At 33.0% G+C, this 19495-nt stretch carries 19 protein-coding genes; 13 read left to right on the top strand and 6 right to left on the bottom strand.

Going from position 1 to position 19495, the window contains the following annotated elements; all coding sequences use genetic code 11:
* Positions 1-390: 390 nt before the first annotated feature.
* Together HMPREF2576_RS08490 and HMPREF2576_RS08485 are read left to right on the top strand one after the other, a co-directional pair.
* Positions 391-1551, top strand: a complete 1161-nt coding sequence (locus tag HMPREF2576_RS08490) for an aminotransferase class I/II-fold pyridoxal phosphate-dependent enzyme (RefSeq protein WP_001832328.1) — start codon at positions 391-393, stop codon at positions 1549-1551.
* 12 nt (positions 1552-1563) lie between these two features.
* Entirely contained in the window at positions 1564-2562 is a 999-nt protein-coding gene (locus HMPREF2576_RS08485) for a D-lactate dehydrogenase (protein ID WP_010959289.1), read from the top strand.
* A 53-nt stretch (positions 2563-2615) separates the two neighbouring features.
* Here HMPREF2576_RS08485 and copZ read toward each other — a convergent pair whose 3' ends face one another.
* The 3 genes from copZ to HMPREF2576_RS08470 all read right to left on the bottom strand — a co-directional run bounded on the left by copZ (position 2616) and on the right by HMPREF2576_RS08470 (position 5781).
* The gene (gene copZ / locus HMPREF2576_RS08480) at positions 2616-2822 is read right to left on the bottom strand and encodes a copper chaperone CopZ (RefSeq protein WP_001832344.1); all 207 of its coding nucleotides are present in this window, start codon (positions 2820-2822) and stop codon (positions 2616-2618) included.
* 131 nt (positions 2823-2953) lie between these two features.
* The gene (locus tag HMPREF2576_RS08475) at positions 2954-5338 is read right to left on the bottom strand and encodes a heavy metal translocating P-type ATPase (RefSeq protein WP_001832365.1); all 2385 of its coding nucleotides are present in this window, start codon (positions 5336-5338) and stop codon (positions 2954-2956) included.
* Between the two features lie 236 nt (positions 5339-5574).
* Positions 5575-5781 (bottom strand): hypothetical protein, encoded by a 207-nt coding sequence (locus HMPREF2576_RS08470; RefSeq protein ID WP_002467715.1) that lies wholly within the window; start codon positions 5779-5781, stop codon positions 5575-5577.
* A gap of 202 nt (positions 5782-5983) precedes the next feature.
* On the opposite strand from HMPREF2576_RS08470, the gene HMPREF2576_RS08465 reads away from it, so the two are divergent.
* From HMPREF2576_RS08465 to HMPREF2576_RS08435, 7 genes are all read left to right on the top strand, one after another.
* The gene (locus HMPREF2576_RS08465) at positions 5984-6853 is read left to right on the top strand and encodes an SDR family oxidoreductase (RefSeq protein WP_070856403.1); all 870 of its coding nucleotides are present in this window, start codon (positions 5984-5986) and stop codon (positions 6851-6853) included.
* A 502-nt stretch (positions 6854-7355) separates the two neighbouring features.
* Complete coding sequence (gene pruA / locus HMPREF2576_RS08460) at positions 7356-8900, top strand: L-glutamate gamma-semialdehyde dehydrogenase (RefSeq protein ID WP_070856401.1); 1545 nt, start codon at positions 7356-7358, stop codon at positions 8898-8900.
* A 288-nt stretch (positions 8901-9188) separates the two neighbouring features.
* Positions 9189-9416, top strand: coding sequence for a FeoA family protein (locus HMPREF2576_RS08455; protein ID WP_001832332.1), 228 nt, complete (start codon positions 9189-9191; stop codon positions 9414-9416).
* 5 nt (positions 9417-9421) lie between these two features.
* Positions 9422-11416 carry a ferrous iron transport protein B gene (gene feoB, locus HMPREF2576_RS08450; protein WP_002456696.1) on the top strand — a complete coding sequence of 665 codons (1995 nt, stop codon included), beginning with the start codon at positions 9422-9424 and terminating at the stop codon, positions 11414-11416.
* Positions 11417-11430: 14 nt separating this feature from the next.
* A complete protein-coding gene (locus HMPREF2576_RS08445; RefSeq protein WP_001832330.1) occupies positions 11431-11613 on the top strand; it encodes a FeoB-associated Cys-rich membrane protein in 183 nt (60 codons plus the stop codon).
* Positions 11614-11795: 182 nt separating this feature from the next.
* Positions 11796-12260, top strand: coding sequence for a hypothetical protein (locus HMPREF2576_RS08440; protein WP_001832331.1), 465 nt, complete (start codon positions 11796-11798; stop codon positions 12258-12260).
* A 304-nt stretch (positions 12261-12564) separates the two neighbouring features.
* Entirely contained in the window at positions 12565-13083 is a 519-nt protein-coding gene (locus HMPREF2576_RS08435) for a methylated-DNA--[protein]-cysteine S-methyltransferase (protein WP_002456694.1), read from the top strand.
* A 251-nt stretch (positions 13084-13334) separates the two neighbouring features.
* Here HMPREF2576_RS08435 and HMPREF2576_RS08430 read toward each other — a convergent pair whose 3' ends face one another.
* Positions 13335-14501 (bottom strand): hydroxymethylglutaryl-CoA synthase, encoded by a 1167-nt coding sequence (locus tag HMPREF2576_RS08430; RefSeq protein ID WP_070856399.1) that lies wholly within the window; start codon positions 14499-14501, stop codon positions 13335-13337.
* A gap of 244 nt (positions 14502-14745) precedes the next feature.
* Between HMPREF2576_RS08430 and HMPREF2576_RS08425 the strand changes: the two genes are divergently transcribed.
* Positions 14746-16023 carry a hydroxymethylglutaryl-CoA reductase, degradative gene (locus HMPREF2576_RS08425; protein WP_070856397.1) on the top strand — a complete coding sequence of 426 codons (1278 nt, stop codon included), beginning with the start codon at positions 14746-14748 and terminating at the stop codon, positions 16021-16023.
* 76 nt (positions 16024-16099) lie between these two features.
* Here the strand turns inward: HMPREF2576_RS08425 and HMPREF2576_RS08420 are convergent, their stop codons facing one another.
* Positions 16100-16531, bottom strand: coding sequence for a CHAP domain-containing protein (locus HMPREF2576_RS08420; protein ID WP_002438102.1), 432 nt, complete (start codon positions 16529-16531; stop codon positions 16100-16102).
* Positions 16532-16788: 257 nt separating this feature from the next.
* Positions 16789-17004 carry a sterile alpha motif-like domain-containing protein gene (locus tag HMPREF2576_RS08415; RefSeq protein ID WP_001832364.1) on the bottom strand — a complete coding sequence of 72 codons (216 nt, stop codon included), beginning with the start codon at positions 17002-17004 and terminating at the stop codon, positions 16789-16791.
* Positions 17005-17191: 187 nt separating this feature from the next.
* Between HMPREF2576_RS08415 and HMPREF2576_RS08410 the strand changes: the two genes are divergently transcribed.
* The 3 genes from HMPREF2576_RS08410 to HMPREF2576_RS08400 all read left to right on the top strand — a co-directional run bounded on the left by HMPREF2576_RS08410 (position 17192) and on the right by HMPREF2576_RS08400 (position 19466).
* Positions 17192-18076 carry a cidABC operon transcriptional activator CidR gene (locus tag HMPREF2576_RS08410; RefSeq protein ID WP_001832366.1) on the top strand — a complete coding sequence of 295 codons (885 nt, stop codon included), beginning with the start codon at positions 17192-17194 and terminating at the stop codon, positions 18074-18076.
* Positions 18077-18387: 311 nt separating this feature from the next.
* Entirely contained in the window at positions 18388-18780 is a 393-nt protein-coding gene (locus HMPREF2576_RS08405; RefSeq protein ID WP_001832353.1) for a CidA/LrgA family protein, read from the top strand.
* On the top strand, positions 18777-19466 hold the full coding sequence (locus HMPREF2576_RS08400; protein ID WP_001832367.1) for an LrgB family protein: 690 nt from the start codon (positions 18777-18779) through the stop codon (positions 19464-19466). Before HMPREF2576_RS08405 ends, HMPREF2576_RS08400 begins: the two co-directional genes overlap by 4 nt.
* The last annotated feature ends 29 nt before the right edge of the window (positions 19467-19495 follow it).

Here is a 19495-nt window from a genome sequence, read left to right as displayed (position 1 = left end):
CAGGTGTTGTCACTTCACGTACAATCTCTGCGAGCCAAGCTGCTTCATATAACTATATTCACTAATCATATGTGATTAATAATATACTGATATTTAAAGCATTAAACTAACATTGTATGATGTTGTTTAATGCTTTTTTATTTCTAATAAGTTTAGTATCAATAAGTTTTGTAATTGCTGTGTATCAAATGTTAGAATTTCTAAAAAATGGAACGCAATATTATGCTGTTTGGACGACCGATACATTTTTTGATATGGTTCACTAGTGCTTTTTCAGGCTGCTTCAATAGTTTATGAGATATAATGCTGTTTTCTTATTTCAGAAAATTCTAACTATTGTTATAATATAAAGTACTTACTAATTAAATTATTTTAATGAGGAGGCATAGCATGGAAATGTCAGAAAGGCTAGCTTCAATTCCTGATAGCTACTTTGGCAAAACAATGGGCCGTATAGTTGAACATGGTCCTTTACCACTTATAAATATGGCAGTTGGAATTCCAGATGGAGAAACGCCAAAGGGTATTATCAATCATTTTTCAGAGGCGCTATGTATTCCAGAAAATCAAAAGTATGGTCCATTTCACGGCAAAGATGCCTTTAAACAAGCTATTGTTAACTTCTACCAAAGACATTACGATGTTGAATTAGACAAAGAAGATGAAGTTTGTATTTTATATGGGACTAAAAATGGTCTTGTTGCATTACCTACTTGTGTTGTTAATCCTGGTGAAATTGTACTTTTACCTGATCCGGGATATACAGATTATTTAGCGGGGGTCATGTTAGCTGATGCTAAGCCACTCCCTTTAAAATTGTCGCCACCAAATTATTTGCCGAATTGGAATACTATAAGTGCTAAAGTTCTTGAGAAGACTAAGCTAATTTATTTAACATATCCCAATAATCCTACCGGTTCGACAGCGACACAAGATGATTTTGATGAAGCGATTCATCGTTTTAAAGGTACTCAAACAAAGATAGTTCATGACTTTGCATATAGTGCTTTTGGATTTGACGCCAAAAATCCAAGCATATTAGCTTCTAAAAATGCAAAAGATGTTGCTATCGAGATATTCTCTTTATCTAAAGGTTATAATATGTCAGGCTTTCGTGTTGGGTTTGCTGTTGGTAATAAAAAAATGATTCAAGCGTTAAAGAAGTATCAAACTCATACAAATGCAGGTATGTTTGGAGCACTTCAAGATGCTGCTACGTATGCACTCAATCATTATGATGAGTTTTTAGAAAAGCAAAATGAAATATTTAGACGTAGACGTGATAATTTTGAATCACAACTAAAACATGCACATTTACCGTTTGTTCACTCTAAGGGAGGTATTTACATTTGGTTACATACACCCCCGGGTTATGATAGTGAAGCATTCGAACAGTTGTTATTAAAAGAAAAGTCAATTTTAGTTGCACCTGGTAAACCATTTGGTGAAAATGGTAATCAATATGTGAGGGTTTCATTGGCGCTCGATGATAAACAATTAGAAGAAGCGGCGAATCGCTTAACACAATTACGGTATTTGTATGAAAGATAAAGGAGTTATAAAATGACTAAAATTAAATTAATGGGTGTCAGAGAAGAAGATGAACATTATATTGAAATGTGGTCACAACAACATGAAGTGGAAGTGGATATGTCGAAAGAACAGTTAACTGAAGACAATGTCCAATCTATTGAAGGATTTGATGGACTATCATTGTCTCAAACATTACCATTATCAGAAACAATTTATAATAAATTAAATCAACTTGGAATTCGGCAGATCGCTCAACGAAGTGCTGGATTTGATGGTTATAATTTAGAGTTAGCATCTAAATATGGTCTTATTATATCTAATGTGCCTTCCTATTCACCTCGAAGCATTGCTGAGTTTACCGTGACTCAAGCCATCAATATTGTACGTCACTTTAATCATATTCAAAGAAAAATGAGATTGCACGATTTTAGGTGGGAAGCATCAATTTTATCTCAATCAATCAAAGATTTAAAGGTAGCGGTTATTGGCACGGGACATATTGGTGGCATTGTTGCACAAATATTCTCAGAAGGATATCTATGTGACGTTGTAGCGTATGATCCTTTTCCAAGTGAACATGTGAAACCTTACGTTACCTATAAACAAAGTATAAATGAGGCAATTAAAGAGGCAGATATTGTCACAATACATATGCCGTCAACACAATATAACAATTACCTGTTTAATGAAAACATGTTTCAAATGTTTAAAAAGGGTGCTGTGTTTGTAAATTGTGCTAGAGGATCCTTAGTAGATACCAAGGATTTGTTATCTGCAATAGAGCAAGGTCAAATTAAAGGTGCAGCACTTGATACTTATGAATATGAAATTGGAGTATATACGACAGATAGAAGTGAAGAAGGTTTGAATGACCCACTTTTAGAGGAATTAATTACTAGAGAAGATATTATTGTTACACCGCATATAGCATTTTATACTGAAGAGGCAATCAAACATCTTATTTTTGATGCTTTAGATGCAACAATGGAAGTATTAAATACTGGCACGACGGAGTTAAGAGTAAATTAAAAAGCATAAAGGGTAATGAGAAGCATTCCCTTTATGCTTTTTAACGTTAGCAATTATTTAACATCATAACCTTGTTCTTCAATTGCTTCTTTCATATTTTCAAATGTAACTTTTGAATCATTATACTCAACGCGTACATGATTTTCATCTAAATTTACTTCAGCACTTGATACGCCATTTAGTTTAGCTAGTGCCGATTCTACGGCGTTTCTACAATGTTCGCAACTCATTCCTTCAACTTTTATGATTTTTTGTGTCATAATTATCACTCCTTTTTACTCCGCATATTACATATTATCATAAAGCTTAAATGTAAATTTTTAAAGCTTTATGTATAGATTGTTTAGAAAGTAAATCATTTTGTAAGATATTTATCATCATCTTATATATGCTATAGTTTCATTTTTTTCAGTCTTAATGCATTCATAACTACGCTAACAGAACTTAATGCCATAGCAGCACCGGCAATCCAAGGTGCTAATAAACCACAAGCAGCTATTGGGATGCCAGCTACGTTATATCCAAATGCCCAAAATAAATTTTGTCGAATATTTTTAATCGTAGCTTTACTTGCTTTGATAGCTTTTGGAACTAATAGCAAGTCACCACCAAGAATCGTAATATCTGCAGCTTCAATCGCTACCTCAGCTCCAGTGCCTATAGCCATTCCAATATCGGCTTTTACAAGTGCAGGCGCATCATTAATTCCATCACCGACCATGGCAACCTGTTTACCTTTGTCTTGTAATAAAGAGATTTGATGTGCCTTTTCTTCGGGCAACACTTCTGCAATTACATGTTCAATGCCAACTTGTTTGGCGATGGTTTGAGCTGTTCGATTGTTATCACCAGTCAGCATAACCACGTCGATATTCATATTTCTTAGTTCTTTTATCGCTTGTTTAGCATCATTTTTTACTGTATCAGCAACAGCAATGATTCCATTAATTTGATTATCCACGGCAATCATCATTGCCGTTTGACCTAAATGTTCATAGTGATTTAATTGGTCATTTAATTTATTACTAATAGATATATTGTAATCGTTCATTAATTTTCGATTGCCCACAAGGATTTGTTGTTGATGAATCGTAGCTTTAATACCATGTCCCGGAATTGATTTAAAAGTGTCATTATCAAGTAAATTAAGACCTTTATCTTTAGCATAAGTAACAATAGCATCAGCAAGAGGATGTTCTGAAGCATTTTCAGCACTTGCTAAAAGTTGTAATGTATCATTGTCACCAACATAATCAGTTACTACAGGTTGACCATTAGTAATTGTGCCTGTTTTATCTAGCACGATTGTATCAACATAATGTGCACGTTCTACAAATTGGCCTCCTTTGAATAATATGCCATTTTCTGCAGCACGTCCTGTACCTACCATAATAGATGTAGGCGTTGCTAAACCAAGTGCACAGGGACAAGCAATAACTAAAACAGATATTGCTGAAACAAGTGCAGGTTCAAATTGCCCGGGGTGAACGAATATAATCCATATGATAAAAGTAATAACCGCAATGCTAACTACAATCGGAACAAAATATCCAGAAATAATATCAGCTAAGCGTTGAATCGGTGCTTTAGAACTTTGAGCATCCTCAACCACTTTAATTATATGTGATAATGCAGTATCACCACCTACTTGAGTTGCTTCAATCATGATTGAACCATTTTTATTCATGGTAGAACCAATCACTGAATCGCCACTACTTTTTTCAACAGGTATAGACTCACCAGTTAGCATGGATTCGTCAATAGAAGTATCACCTTTAGTGACTTTGCCATCTACAGGTATCTTTTCGCCGGGTTTTATTAGTAAAGTATCTCCGACTTTAACTTTATCAAGTGGAAGCATAATTTCTTTATTTTCTTTAATTACTCGTGCTTCTTTCGCTTGTAAATTTAACAATTCGCTTAATGCATTGGTAGTCTGTGATTTGGCACGTGCTTCTAAATATTTACCAAGAAGAATTAACGTAATTAAAATAGCACTTGTTTCAAAATATAAATGCGGGTGATGTGTTTGATGTGTGAGCCACATCATCATTTCATAAATGCTATAAAAATATGCGGCACTGGTACCAACAGCAACCAATACATCCATGTTAGCTGAACCATTTCGCAAATTTTTATACGCGCCAACGTAAAATTGCCACCCAATAATAAATTGGACAGGTGTTGAAAGAATTAATTGTACCCAAGGATTGACCAAAATGGATGGAATGGAAATAGGTGAGATATGCACCACCATTACTAATAATAGTGGCAACGATAAAATAGCTGAAATGATTAATTTATTGCGTTTATGTTTTAACTCTTGTTTTTTACGATTTGATTGCGCTTTTGATGAAGTTTTAGTTTCAGCATCGTATCCAATATTTTGAATACGCTTAATTAATGCTTCCGTGTTCGTAGCACTAGGGTAATATTTGATGAGTGCTTGTTCGGTAGTTAAGTTTACTGTTGCCTGTTGTACACCTTGCGTTTGATTTAGAACCTTTTCTATACGATTAGAACATGCAGCACATGTCATACCATTTATATTTAATTCTACTTGCTCAACTGCAACATCATAGCCGAGACTTTGAATTTGCTCTACAAAATCTTCGAGATGATAATCGTCAGACTCATAGTCGATAGTTGCTTTTTCAGTAGTCAGATTCACTTTAGCTTGAACATGATTCATACGATTCAATTTCTTTTCAATACGATTTGAGCACGCAGCACATGTCATACCAATAATATCCAAAGTCAACGTTGTATTCGCCATCTAAATGCCTCCATTTCACATCTAATGTACCCCCTATAGGTATACAAGTCAACTACTTAGCTTATATATTATGGGATAGTATTATGTGTTACCTTTAAGAAAAATTAATCAATAAATCTATATAGGTATAAATAATTAATGGATAAAATAACAAAATACATCGTTTTAATTTATTAACAGGAAACATTGCATAACATCATGTTTTTATCTTTTTCTCAATTAGCATGACATAAATGTTAAAAAAAGTCAGAAGGATTTAGATCTTCAAAATTAATATTATGATAATTATTGAAATGATCGATTTTGATATCTTCAATTATTTTTCCACTTTTGATTTGTTCGAAATAATGATTTGCACAATGTATAACATCATATTCATTGAACGTTTTGATTAAGCCGATGATTATTAATGATAATATAATACCCTTAAGTATTTTTCTCATAGGATACAACTCCTTTATTGAATTATATATGAGTGTACATTTTTTTATGATGATAAACATGCGTCTATAGAATGGATATTGACTCATCCCTTAGTTTGATTAAACAATAGCATATTAGATTTTCTAATATAATTACTGTACGTGTTTGATGATAAAACTTTATGGGAATTTAAATGTAAAACATAAAGTGAGGTAATGAAAAGTGAATTTATTAAAATTTCACAACAAAATCAAAGGATATACTCAAAATAGACAACCAGGTATTGAAGCGGATATGGAACCTAAACCCATTGCAGAATTAGAAGAATATAAAGCAGCAGGAAAGTTAGAGAATAAAGTTGCTCTAATAACAGGAGGAGATTCAGGTATTGGACGTGCGATAGCAATACTATATGCTAAAGAAGGGGCAAATGTTGCTATTGGTTATTATGACGAACATCAAGATGCCGAAGACACAGTTAATCGACTTCAAGAAATGGGTGTAAAAGCTAAAGCTTATGCTCATGACTTAAAAGATGAAAAGCAATCTCAAAAGTTAATCAAAGATGTCATAAATGACTTCGGTAGTTTAAATATATTAGTAAATAATGGGGGCGTGCAATTTCCACGCGATCATTTTGAAGATATCACTCCACAACAAGTGAAAGAAACTTTTATGACGAATATTTTTGGTATGATGTTTTTATCCCAATCAGCAGTACCTTACCTATCTGAAGGAGATACAATTATAAACACTACAAGTGTCACAGCATATAGAGGATCGGGGCATCTCATTGATTATTCAGCTACAAAAGGTGCCATAGTATCGTTTACCCGTTCTCTTGCTACTACTTTAATGGAAAAGGGAATTCGCGTTAACGCCGTTGCGCCCGGCCCAATCTATTCACCTTTAATTCCTGCGACATTTGATGAAGAAAAAGTAGAACATCAAGGTGACAAAACGCCGATGGGTCGTCGTGGACAACCAGCAGAACTTGCACCTTCTTATGTCTTCTTAGCAACACATGCAGATAGTTCCTATATTACTGGTCAAGTCATTCATGTCAATGGTGGCGATTTTATCACATCTTAATAAAATTAATAGCGCTACTTGGAGCTGATGTTTAGCATTCTAAGTAGTGCTAAATTTTTGAGAAAAGATTAGTTGAAATTAAACGACTTTATAGATGTAATATGACGAGAAGATGGGTGAAAAGAGTATCATTTTTAATAGATTTGATTCTATTAGACGTCTATACAATAATCGAATAAATGTTTACGTTCAATGATAGTAACGTAAGAATAAGGCCATGAAGCGATTAATTTTAAAAAATTCCCTTGATAAGCATAAGTTAAATGAGATATTTAAACATAGATAATGTTAAAACTGTAAATTTATTTATAGAAAGCGAGAGTTATACGGTTCTAAAAGTCAGTTACTTTAAAATGAAAGCGTTTGCAAATATATAAGCTTACATAGTAAAATAATACAAAGGTTATGGCGAAGAAAAATCTTTAAAATAAAAGAAGATGACAAGTCATACCTTTATGCACAAAGGATGGTAGAAATGATAAATTCATAGGGGGTAATTAGAATGGTAGTACCTTTCAAAAATGAACCTGGTATTGATTTTTCAGTACAGACAAATGTTGAGCGTTTTAATGAAGAATTAAGGAAAGTAAAAGCGCAACTAGGACAAGATATACCACTTGTGATTAACGGAGAAAAACTTACTAAAACTGATACTTTTAATTCAGTGAATCCTGCGAATACATCACAGCTCATTGCGAAAGTGTCTAAAGCAACGCAAGATGATATTGAAAAAGCTTTCGAATCAGCAAATCATGCGTATCAATCATGGAAGAAGTGGTCGCATAAGGACCGTGCAGAATTACTGTTACGTGTAGCCGCAATTATCCGTCGTCGAAAAGAGGAAATTTCCGCTATTATGGTTTATGAAGCCGGCAAGCCTTGGGATGAAGCAGTTGGAGATGCAGCTGAGGGTATTGATTTTATAGAATATTATGCAAGATCAATGATGGAACTTGCAGATGGTAAGCCAGTATTAGACAGAGAAGGTGAACATAATCGCTATTTTTATAAACCTATTGGTACAGGCGTGACAATTCCACCATGGAATTTTCCATTTGCAATTATGGCTGGTACAACCTTAGCCCCTGTTGTTGCAGGTAACACTGTATTATTAAAGCCTGCTGAGGATACAGTTTTGACTGCTTATAAATTAATGGAAATATTAGAAGAAGCAGGTTTACCCCAAGGTGTTGTAAATTTTGTTCCTGGTGATCCAAAAGAAATTGGAGATTATTTAGTCGACCATAAAGATACACATTTTGTCACATTTACAGGATCCCGAGCTACAGGTACACGTATTTATGAACGTAGTGCTGTAGTGCAAGAAGGACAACAGTTTTTAAAACGTGTTATTGCAGAGATGGGTGGCAAAGATGCGATAGTTGTAGATAATAATGTAGATACAGATTTAGCGGCTGAAGCAATTGTTACATCTGCTTTTGATTTCTCTGGTCAAAAATGCTCTGCGTGTTCTCGTGCCATAGTCCATCAAGACGTACATGATGAAATATTGGAAAAAGCAATTCAATTAACTCAAAAATTAACTTTAGGTAATACTGAAGAGAACACATTTATGGGGCCAGTAATTAATCAAAAACAATTTGATAAAATCAAAAATTATATTGAAATTGGTAAAAAAGAAGGCAAACTAGAGACTGGTGGTGGAACAGATGATTCTACCGGTTATTTCATTGAACCAACGATTTTCTCCGGACTACAATCTGCGGATCGTATCATGCAAGAAGAAATTTTTGGACCAGTCGTAGGCTTTATTAAGGTCAAGGATTTTGATGAGGCTATTGAAGTAGCTAATGATACTGACTATGGTTTGACAGGCGCTGTAATTACTAATCATCGTGAACATTGGATTAAGGCTGTGAATGAATTTGATGTAGGTAACCTTTACTTGAATAGAGGTTGTACAGCTGCAGTAGTGGGTTATCATCCATTTGGTGGATTCAAGATGTCTGGTACAGATGCTAAAACAGGAAGTCCAGATTACTTACTTAATTTCTTAGAACAAAAAGTTGTTTCTGAAATGTTTTAATTTATATATAACATGTCGTTGTAATGTGCGTGAATGAGGGAGATGACTTATAGCCACTTTACAACGACTTTTTAGTTTGGAAAGGAAATAATTATTGCAATTGATAGAAGAACGTTTATTCATATAGTTAATATTTTCATCAATATTAACTATATGAATAAACGTTTAAAATAATGTATTGTTCACAAAAAAGACATACATCCTGTTAATTGGTTATTGTAAAAAAGTAGTTTAAGGCATATTCTGTTGTTAAATGATAATGATTATTAATTAGAGAGTGTGAACAATATGATTAGTGTAAACAATGGGGTAAAAAATAAAAAATATAAAGTGAAGCATATAGGGATTTCAAATAAAAATATGTTGTATCGTTTAGGGGCATTAGGCTTAAACATTGGAAGTGAAATTAGCATCAAACAGAAATGTTTACTCAACGGTCCTAGCGTTGTTGAAGTAAATGGTCAACATTTAAGTTTACGACAACGTGATGCACGACTCATAACATTAGAGGAGTAGTTATAATGACTCAAAGCTACTGTATTCTTGGAAACCCTAATGTAGGCAAAACATCATTATTTAATGCGTTAACCGGTTCTTACGAATATATAGGTAACTGGAGTGGCGTAACCGTTGAAAAGAAAGTAGGAAAATTGAAAGATAATGTAGGTGATTTAGTTGATTTACCGGGCATTTATGATTTATCACCTATTTCTAAAGATGAGACGGTTGTCACAGATTATTTAATGTCAACGTCATTCACAGGAATGATTAACATTATTGACGCATGTCAGCTTAAAAGAAATCTTAATCTTACAATACAGTTGATGGAACTCAACAAACCTATGATTATTGGTTTAAATATGATAGATGTTGCAACACAAAGAGGTATTAAAATTAACTATCAAGCTTTGATGAGAAAATTAAAAGTACCGGTATTTCCAATTGTTGCTAGAAAGGCAAAGGGGACACATAGTCTTTTAGGAGAGCTTAATTATTTAGAACCACATCAACGTCGTGCATTTAAGATTAATTATGGGACTGAAATTGAAACTGCAATTCAACAAATTTGTTCAATTATCAAACAGGATAATATGTATCCAACAGAACGTTTACGTTTTATAGCCATACAGTATTTAATAGACAATGTTCAAATTTATCAAGAACTCGATGCCATGATTTTAGAACAGTTAGAACCCATTAAGCGAAAGTTAAGTAACGCGACAGAACAATCAACACGCCAAAGAATTGAAGCTGTGCGAAATGATTACATTAATCAGCTATTGGAAGATATCGTAGAATATCCCGAAGAGGATAAACAATTCTTTACTTCAAAAGTGGATCGATTATTATTAAATAGATATCTAGGTATACCTATATTTTTAGGTATTATGTGGCTTATTTTTCAAACAACCTTTACATGGATAGGAACACCATTATCTGATCAATTAGACGCTTTTATAAGTGGTCCTTTATCAGAATGGATTAAATCTGTTATGAATACATTACATATTACGTCGTTTCTTCAAGATCTTATTACAGATGGTATTATCGCTGGTGTGGGTTCTGTATTGGTATTTGTACCACAAATTGTTGTGTTATTCTTTTTTATTTCTTTATTAGAAGATTCAGGTTATATGGCAAGAATAGCTGTATTAATGGATAAAACAATGGAATCTATAGGTTTAAGTGGAAAATCATTTATTCCTATGATTATTGGATTTGGATGCAATGTACCAAGTATTATGGCAGCAAGAAGTATAGAGAATGAGAAAGAACGTTTGATTACAATATTGGTTGCACCCTTCATGTCATGTTCAGCACGCTTACCGGTTTATGCACTTTTTGTAGGAGCGTTCTTTTCAGCACATCAATCACTAGTTGTATTAAGCTTATATATTTTAGGTATAGTTGTCGCTTTACTAGTAAGTACGTTATTGAATAAATTGATATTAAAAGATAATCAGTCTGTTTTTATTGTGGAGTTACCGACATACCGTGTTCCATCATTTAAAACACTTTGGCGCAGTACTTGGGAAAAAGCAAAAGGTTTTGTCAAAAAAGCAGGTACCTTTATTTTTGGTGGTTCAGTCGTTATTTGGACACTCACATACATCGGTCCGCACGGTGTTAATGTCCCGATTAATCAAAGTTTTATGCATATGATTGGTCAAGGGTTCGCGAATTTAATTGCACCTTTAGGATTTGGCTCTTGGCAGGCAGGAGCAACTTTAATACCTGGCTTTCTTGCTAAAGAAGTGATTATCAGTTCTATGGCTATTTTATACTCTTCTAGCGAAAGTGGTTTAACACAAGTCATTCAACAGCAATTCACCCCACTTTCAGCTTATGCATTCATGATTTTTATTTTACTTTACGTTCCTTGTATTTCAACAGTCGCTACGATTCGTAAAGAGACAAGTTCTTGGAAATGGACATTACTAGCGGTTGTTTATCCAATAGTAACAGCATATATATTAACGTTCGTATTCTATCAAGTTAGTCAATTATTTATATAAAGGATGAATTCGTCATGTTTATTTTAGTCAATACAATATTGTTCATAGCGATTTTTGGTTATACAGCAATGACATTAGTAAAATTCTTTAAACGTTCAAAAGAAGGTGATTGTGGTGGGTGTAAATCTAATTGCAAATGCGATACGAATACTTCATCTCATAAAAATAAATTAAATATTCCACATATTAAGTCATAGATAATTACAATAACAAACCTCTTTCATTCAGAAATGTATTTACGAATGAAAGAGGTTATTTGTATTAATAAAAATTTTGACATGTTAGTTCGATACAATAATGATTAAAAGTTTTAAAAAGTGATATACTACATGTAAAATGTATGTATATAAGTTTATTGCTAATGGGGAGGAATAAATGTATGAAGGGTAGCAAAAAATTAAATGAGTTACTAGAAGATAATCAGAAGAAACTAAAAAAATTATTTAAGTACGATCATAAAAAGGCTTTGGCGTTTACACCAGAGGATAGGGGAAAAGTTAAGGATAAGTTTGGTGTCTATGTGATTTTCGATGAGAAAAAACCAGTGTTTGTAGGTCAAACTGGAGGATATTCATCCACACATCAACCTATAAATAGTGATTTGTATACAAAATTAGGACAATACAATTCACGTTCAGAAACAGGTACGACTAAATTTAGAAAAGCTTATGCTCAAAATAAGGACTTAAATCCAAATCATTTAAAAGACATTACTGCAGATAAATACGGCCTCACTTTTCAATATATAAAAGTAAAAGACGAACCTGCGTTCATTAATGTTTTAGAAATTCTCGCATTAGAATATGCAAAAAATAAAGGGTATGAACTTTATAATTTTCAATAAATATAATGATATCTAATCAAAAGGGTGAGTTGGACTTTAAATTCTATATCTTGACCAGTCTGGGACGTAAATCAAAGTTCCAGACTTTCTTAAAGTATGACCTGTCGATAATTGACTTAATATATAAATGATGACATTTTTCAATTTTAGTTATCGTTAATGGTGTATCACATTCTATTCGAATGTTTATCCAATTTCATAAATATAGCAATTATCTATATTATAAAATTATGTTCAGAATAGAATGCGTTAGTTTATAAGGATATGACTAGAATGATATACACATTTAAGGAGTTGGAGAAATATGTATCAATCAATGTATGACTCGCCCGTTGGCTTATTGCAATTAATTACAAACGATGGCATCTCGTTGTCACATGTCTTATACCCTAATCAACATTTGAAAGGAATTAAAACAAAGGATACGTTAGATGTTTTTAAAGATACTAAAGCGTGGTTAAGAGAGTATTTTAAAGGGAATTATCCTGAGATAAAAGTACCGTTAGCACCAAAAGGCACTGATTTTCAACAGAAGGTATGGAATGAACTTCAGACAATTCGTTATAGAGAACTTAAAACATATGGAGAGATTGCTAAAACAGTAGGACGAGCAATGAATAAGCCAGCAATGTCTGCTCAGGCTGTAGGAGGTGCTGTTGGGAGTAATCCTATTTCTATACTTATACCATGTCATCGAGTGGTTGGTAAAGATGGAAATTTAACAGGATACGGAGGTACTTTAGACAACAAAATAAAATTATTAAAATTGGAAGAAATAGATATGACACATTTATACAGACCTAAAAAAACAACGAAACCTTGAGATACGTTATTGTATAGAATTGCTTTAGTTATTTGTCAATGTTGATCTATGGATAGGATTCGTTTTTATCTATGAATAGTAGGTAAACAGTATATAAATAGTAGAGGTCTATAATAGATGAAATGCACTATCTTGGGATTAAAAACCCCCTAAAAACAGCTATATGACGTTGTTTTTAGGGGGCAAGTATGAATAGTAAATTCGTTTCTTTCATTTTAAAAAATTAAAAAAGCAAAAGAATTGAGTTTAGATTATTCTGCTATATGATATTCACGAATATTGTTATCAATAGATTTTAAATAGAAAATGTCACGATCTGCATTTGATTTTTCAAGTTCATGATTCAATTCTAATTGGTCAAAGCGTTTGAAGAAATGTTCATATTCATCAACAGAAACCTCTATTCTATTATTTAATAAAAATTTGTGGCGCTCAACATCTAATTGCTCCTTGAATCCATCTACTAATGTTCCACTAAAGAACTCGCCTACAGAACCAGAACCATAACTAAAGAGACCAATCGTTTGTCCGCCTTTTAAATCACGTGTTTCTAATAAAGAGATGAGACTTAAATATAAGGACCCTGTGTAAATATTACCGACATAACGATTATAATCAACTGCATCTTGGTAACTAGAGTTAAGACGGTCTTGTGTAGTTTCATCGGCATGATTAATAATAGAATCTAAAGCTTTTTGTCCCATTTTGGTGAATGGTACATGGAAACATAGTGAAGCGAAATCAGCGAGTGTTTTATTATGGCGACGTGCATATTCATTCCAACTTTCTTGGAATGACTTGATATAGGCATCTTTCGACAATGCACCAGCAACTAAGGGATATTGATGACCCGTTGGACGCCAGAAATCATAAACGTCTTCAGTATATGCTACGGCATCATCATTAAGTTTTAAAATACTTGGGTTATGTGAAATCATCATTGCAACTGCACCGGCACCTTGAGTAGGCTCACCACCAGAATGAATACCATAACGAGCTGTGTCACTAGCAATGACAAGAACCTTTTCGTTAGGGCGTTGAGCAAGATAATCTTTGGCAAGTTGAATTGCAGGTGTTGCTGCATAACAAGCCTCTTTCATTTCAAAGCATCTTGCAAAGGGTTGAATACCTAAAAGATGGTGAATTTGAACGGCTGCTGCTTTGGCATTATCAATCGCAGACTCAGTTGCTACTATAACCATACCAATATTCTTTTTATCTTCTTCTGTTATAATATCTTTAGCAGCATTGGCTCCCATAGATACGATATCTTGATTCACTGGGCTCACAGTCATTTCAGTTTGACCAATTCCAATTAAAAATTTAATAGGATCGACTTGGCGCGCTTCTGCAAGTTTAGCCATGTCTACATAATATTTGGGTACATAGAAACTTATTTTATCTATACCTATATTCATAAGGTGTGACATCCTTTCATTTTTTGAAGTAGCACTAGTATCATACCAAAGAAAATTCGTTTTATACAATGAAATATAACAGACATGACCAGGAATATATAATAAATATGTAAGCGCTTTACAAAAATTGTGAAAAGTTTTGAATTATTTGAGTGCAAGACAATGTTAGCAGTTGATATTTAAAGCGAAAGTTAAAAGGTTACATTACTACAGTAATATAAAGATATTTTAAAGGAGTACATAAATGAAAAGTTTAGATAAAGGATTTAGACATTTAACACGAAAAGATAAATTAAAAAAACTTGTTGAATACGGTTGGCTAGATGATGAAAACTATGAAATATTACTTAATCATCCGTTAATTAATGAGGAAGTCGCAAACAGTTTAATTGAAAATGTCATTGGTCAAGGTGCACTACCAGTAGGGTTATTACCTCGAATTATAGTTGATGATAAAGAATATGTAGTACCTATGATGGTAGAGGAACCTTCTGTCGTAGCAGCAGCAAGTTATGGCGCAAAACTCGTTAATCAAAGTGGTGGATTTAAGACAATTTCAAGTGAACGTCTAATGATTGGACAAATTGTCTTTGATGATGTTGAAGACACAGGCACATTAGCTAACTCAATATATCAAATAGAATCACAAATTCATCAAATCGCTGATGAAGCTTACCCTTCTATTAAAGCAAGAGGTGGAGGATATCAACGTATTGAAATAGATACATTCCCTAATCATCGATTATTATCTTTGAAGGTTTTTGTTGATACTAAAGATGCTATGGGTGCTAATATGTTAAATACAATATTAGAAGCAATCACTGCACATCTAAAAGTTAAATTTTCAAATCAAAATGTTTTAATGAGTATTTTATCTAATCATGCGACAGCATCAGTAGTAAAAGTACAAGGGGAAATAGATATTGAAGATTTACATAGAGGAGAGAGAAGTGGCGAAGAGGTAGCACAACGTATGGAACGAGCGTCAGTTCTTGCACAAGTAGATATACATCGTGCTGCAACACATAACAAAGGTGTGATGAATGGTATACACGCTGTAGTATTGGCTACAGGCAATGATACAAGAGGAGTTGAAGCAAGTGCTCATGCATATGCAAGCAAAGATGGTCATTATAGAGGGATAGCTACTTGGGAATATGATCGCTCACGTAATAAATTGGTTGGAACTATTGAAGTTCCTATGACTTTAGCGACAGTAGGTGGAGGTACGAAAGTTTTACCTATTGCTAAAGCCTCATTAAATTTGCTTAATGTTGAAAATGCACAGGAACTAGGGCAAGTTGTTGCTGCTGTTGGATTAGCACAAAATTTCTCTGCATGTAGAGCGCTAGTGTCTGAGGGGATACAACAAGGACATATGAGTTTACAATATAAATCATTAGCGATTGTTGTAGGTGCAAAAGGCGAAGAAATTGCGCAAGTAGCTGAAGCGCTCAAATATGAATCACAAGCTAATACTACCAAAGCTCAAGAAATCTTGATGAATATAAGAAAGTCATAATTAAAAAGCCGTCAAACGGGTATATCTTGATATATAGCTTCAAGGATATACTTATTTGACGGTTTGTTTGATTTGATTAATAAATATAATTATAGTTTCGTGCAGACGATTTACTAATAATGCGTGTGCCGTAGCCTAATGGCACATTATAATTATATTCAGAAATTTTGATTTTTCCATTCTTATATACTTTTTCAACCACTGCTACGTGCCCATAATAGCCTCTCGTTGATTGCATAACAGCGTATTTTCGAGGCTTATGTCCAGTTGCATAACCAGATCGACGTGCATTGCTATACCAATTCTTAGCATTACCCCATCGATTTGATACAGGTTTACCTAATTGAGCACGACGTTTAAATGCCCACCAAGTGCATTGTTTTTTACCATAATAATTATGTGCAGCATGGGAAATATGCGTTTGTTCAATAGCTTGATATGAGAGTGTTCCAGTAAATGTAATCATTGTAGCGATAATAATACGAGATAATAATTTTTTGAATTTCATTTCTTTCTCCCAAAAAATGTATTTATTTAATGACAGTAATAATAATAGTATTTAAAAATGCGCTATACAATATAAGAAATGAATTATCAAAGTAAATGTAACATTAATGAAATATACATATTTTTATCGTAATAATCGTTTGAGTAAAAAAAGAGTGAGACTACATTCAAATAAAATGTAATCTCACTCAGGTACGAGATGATTAACTCCATGTATATAAGTATGCGTAAATGTTAAAGTCATGTCATAACATCAATTTATACTTTAGTGAATTGGTTGAAAACAGCTAGTGCCCGTTTGATACTCGTCACTGGTATGTTTTCCGGACATGGATGATTTCGAAAATATGTCAAGATTTCTTTTTGGCTCGTCACGTCTTTAGGGAAATTGATATCTTGATTAATCCAATCAACCAATTCACCTAATGGCGTGTCATCACCTAGGAAATTTTGCATAAATTCGTAAAAGCTCAATATCTCACCTCATAATATATTTTATGAGCCGACTTTTATTTTAACATATTTTCGTTTTTTAAAATACTTGAAAAACTAAATAAAATGTTTTGAATTATAGTTTTTAAATATATTAATCGCTAGAAAGGTCAATTTTGTTGTATAATTAAACTTACTATTGAATTATATCAAAACTAGGGGGATATGCATGGATATAAAACACATGAAATACTTTGTTGAAGTTGTCAAACAAGGTGGTATGACAAACGCTTCAAAATCCTTGTATATTGCGCAACCAACTATCAGTAAAGCAATTAAGGATATTGAAGCAGAGATGGCTGTCCCTTTATTTGACCGGAGTAAAAGAAGTTTAGTACTTACTGATGCAGGTAAAATTTTTTTCAAGAAATGTCAAGAAATCATCGCACTATATGATAATTTGCCCACTGAAATTAATAGTTTGTATGGTTTAGAAACAGGTCATATCACTATTAGTATGTCTGCAGTGATGAGCATGCGTAAATTTATTGGCGTATTAGGAGACTTTCATCAACTTTATCCGAATATTACGTACAACTTAATCGAAAGTGGTGGTAAGACGACTGAAAACCTTATACTTAATGATGAAGTGGATATTGGTGTGACAACATTGCCAGTAGATCATCAAAAATTTGAATGTATATCTTTAAACAAAGAAGAACTGACTGTAGTTTTAAATAAAGAACATCCTTTAGCACAAAAATCTTCTATTAAAATGGAAGAATTAGCTGATGAGAACTTCATTTTATTTAATGAAGATTTCTATCTCAACGATAAAATTATTGAAAATGCGAAGAATGCTGGATTCGTGCCGAACATGGCCTCACAAATCTCACAATGGAATGTGATTGAAAATCTTGTCATTAATCAATTAGGTATTTCCATATTGCCAGCCACTATAGCACAATTACTTAATGATGACGTCAAAATTGTACATTTGGAAAATGCACATACAACTTGGGAGCTTGGTGTCGTTTGGAAAAAAGATAAACGTTTAAGTCATGCTACAAATAAATGGATAGAATTTTTGAAAGAAAGATTATCCGAAGAATAATATAAATATAATAACAAACAATGCATTTAATAAAAGAGCGAAGTTGTTAAAGATGTGAAATAATATGTTTTTACAAAGTCATATTACAACGAAAACGTAGGGTTTTGAATTATAAATTAATTCTGCCCTACGTTTTTTTACTATCAATTAGTTCTCAGCACTATTAATTTGCTAGCGTTTTCATAGATTTAAGGAATATAAAATATCATGAATAAATATTTTTAATATATAATAGCAAACACTATAATAGAAAATGTCACTAAAAAAATACAGTAACAATTTGGACACATTTTTAGAAAGGGGTGTTGTTGATGGAAAAAGCAAAATTTGTCATTAAGTTAATACTTCAACTTGCCCTTATCATGCTTATTACTTTTATAGGCACAGAAGTTCAAAAATTACTTCATATACCTCTAGCAGGTAGTATCGTAGGGCTTATGCTTTTTTTCCTATTGTTACAATTTAAAATTGTACCTGAATCATGGATTAATGTAGGAGCAGACTTTTTACTTAAAACAATGGTTTTCTTCTTTATCCCATCAGTGGTAGGAATTATGGATGTTGCATCTAATATCACGATGAATTATATATTATTCTTTATTGTTATTATAATTGGTACATGCCTTGTAGCACTATCATCAGGTTATATCGCTGAAAAAATGCTAGAAAAAAGCAATACACGTAAAGGAACTGATCACTCATGAATGAATACTTACAAGCAGTTCTAATGATTTTGTTAACTATTGTTCTGTACTATGTTTCCAAAAAGATTCAAGATAAATACAATAATCCACTATTAAATCCAGCTCTTATTGCATCAATTGCAATAATTATTGTTTTATTGGTTTGCGGAGTAAGCTATAAGGGGTATATGAAAGGTGGTACCTGGATTAACCATGTTTTAAACGCTACAGTTGTATGTCTTGCATACCCACTTTATCAAAATAAAAAGAAAATAAAAAAATATTTAACAATTATTTTCACAAGCGTGTTGACTGGTGTAGTTCTCAATTTTGTGTTAGTATTTACAACGTTGAAAATCTTTGGTTATTCTAAAGACACAATTGTTACCCTGTTACCTAGATCAATTACAGCAGCAGTAGGTATAGAGGTTTCTCAAGAATTGGGAGGAACAGATACAATTACTGTGCTCTTTATCATAACTACAGGTTTAATCGGCAGTATTTTAGGTTCAATGCTTTTACGTATGGGAGGTTTTAAATCTTCCATTGCGCGAGGACTAACTTATGGGAATGCTTCTCACGCATTTGGTACCGCAAAAGCATTAGAGCTTGATATTGAATCAGGAGCGTTCAGTTCAATTGGTATGATTTTAACAGCAGTCATTAGTTCTGTTCTCATACCAGTACTGATTTTATTGTTTTACTAAAGGGAAAAAGATTTACTCATATTAATAGA

The sequence above is a fragment of the Staphylococcus sp. HMSC063F05 genome (assembly GCF_001837075.1).
GTDB classification, from domain to species: Bacteria; Bacillota; Bacilli; order Staphylococcales; family Staphylococcaceae; genus Staphylococcus; species Staphylococcus epidermidis.
The sequence above is the reverse complement of the archived record's forward strand: the minus strand, read 5'-3'. Positions and strand labels throughout refer to the sequence as shown.

What these genes read in the sequence shown, in the direction of transcription:
- HMPREF2576_RS08490 (WP_001832328.1), top strand. Translation starts at nt 391, where the DNA reads ATGGAAATGTCAGAAAGGCTAGCTTCAATTCCTGATAGCTACTTTGGC.
- HMPREF2576_RS08485 (WP_010959289.1), top strand. Translation starts at nt 1,564, where the DNA reads ATGACTAAAATTAAATTAATGGGTGTCAGAGAAGAAGATGAACATTAT.
- copZ (WP_001832344.1), bottom strand. Translation starts at nt 2,822, where the DNA reads ATGACACAAAAAATCATAAAAGTTGAAGGAATGAGTTGCGAACATTGT.
- HMPREF2576_RS08475 (WP_001832365.1), bottom strand. Translation starts at nt 5,338, where the DNA reads ATGGCGAATACAACGTTGACTTTGGATATTATTGGTATGACATGTGCT.
- HMPREF2576_RS08470 (WP_002467715.1), bottom strand. Translation starts at nt 5,781, where the DNA reads ATGAGAAAAATACTTAAGGGTATTATATTATCATTAATAATCATCGGC.
- pruA (WP_070856401.1), top strand. Translation starts at nt 7,356, where the DNA reads ATGGTAGTACCTTTCAAAAATGAACCTGGTATTGATTTTTCAGTACAG.
- HMPREF2576_RS08455 (WP_001832332.1), top strand. Translation starts at nt 9,189, where the DNA reads ATGATTAGTGTAAACAATGGGGTAAAAAATAAAAAATATAAAGTGAAG.
- feoB (WP_002456696.1), top strand. Translation starts at nt 9,422, where the DNA reads ATGACTCAAAGCTACTGTATTCTTGGAAACCCTAATGTAGGCAAAACA.
- HMPREF2576_RS08445 (WP_001832330.1), top strand. Translation starts at nt 11,431, where the DNA reads ATGTTTATTTTAGTCAATACAATATTGTTCATAGCGATTTTTGGTTAT.
- HMPREF2576_RS08440 (WP_001832331.1), top strand. Translation starts at nt 11,796, where the DNA reads ATGAAGGGTAGCAAAAAATTAAATGAGTTACTAGAAGATAATCAGAAG.
- HMPREF2576_RS08435 (WP_002456694.1), top strand. Translation starts at nt 12,565, where the DNA reads ATGTATCAATCAATGTATGACTCGCCCGTTGGCTTATTGCAATTAATT.
- HMPREF2576_RS08430 (WP_070856399.1), bottom strand. Translation starts at nt 14,501, where the DNA reads ATGAATATAGGTATAGATAAAATAAGTTTCTATGTACCCAAATATTAT.
- HMPREF2576_RS08425 (WP_070856397.1), top strand. Translation starts at nt 14,746, where the DNA reads ATGAAAAGTTTAGATAAAGGATTTAGACATTTAACACGAAAAGATAAA.
- HMPREF2576_RS08420 (WP_002438102.1), bottom strand. Translation starts at nt 16,531, where the DNA reads ATGAAATTCAAAAAATTATTATCTCGTATTATTATCGCTACAATGATT.
- HMPREF2576_RS08410 (WP_001832366.1), top strand. Translation starts at nt 17,192, where the DNA reads ATGGATATAAAACACATGAAATACTTTGTTGAAGTTGTCAAACAAGGT.
- HMPREF2576_RS08405 (WP_001832353.1), top strand. Translation starts at nt 18,388, where the DNA reads ATGGAAAAAGCAAAATTTGTCATTAAGTTAATACTTCAACTTGCCCTT.
- HMPREF2576_RS08400 (WP_001832367.1), top strand. Translation starts at nt 18,777, where the DNA reads ATGAATGAATACTTACAAGCAGTTCTAATGATTTTGTTAACTATTGTT.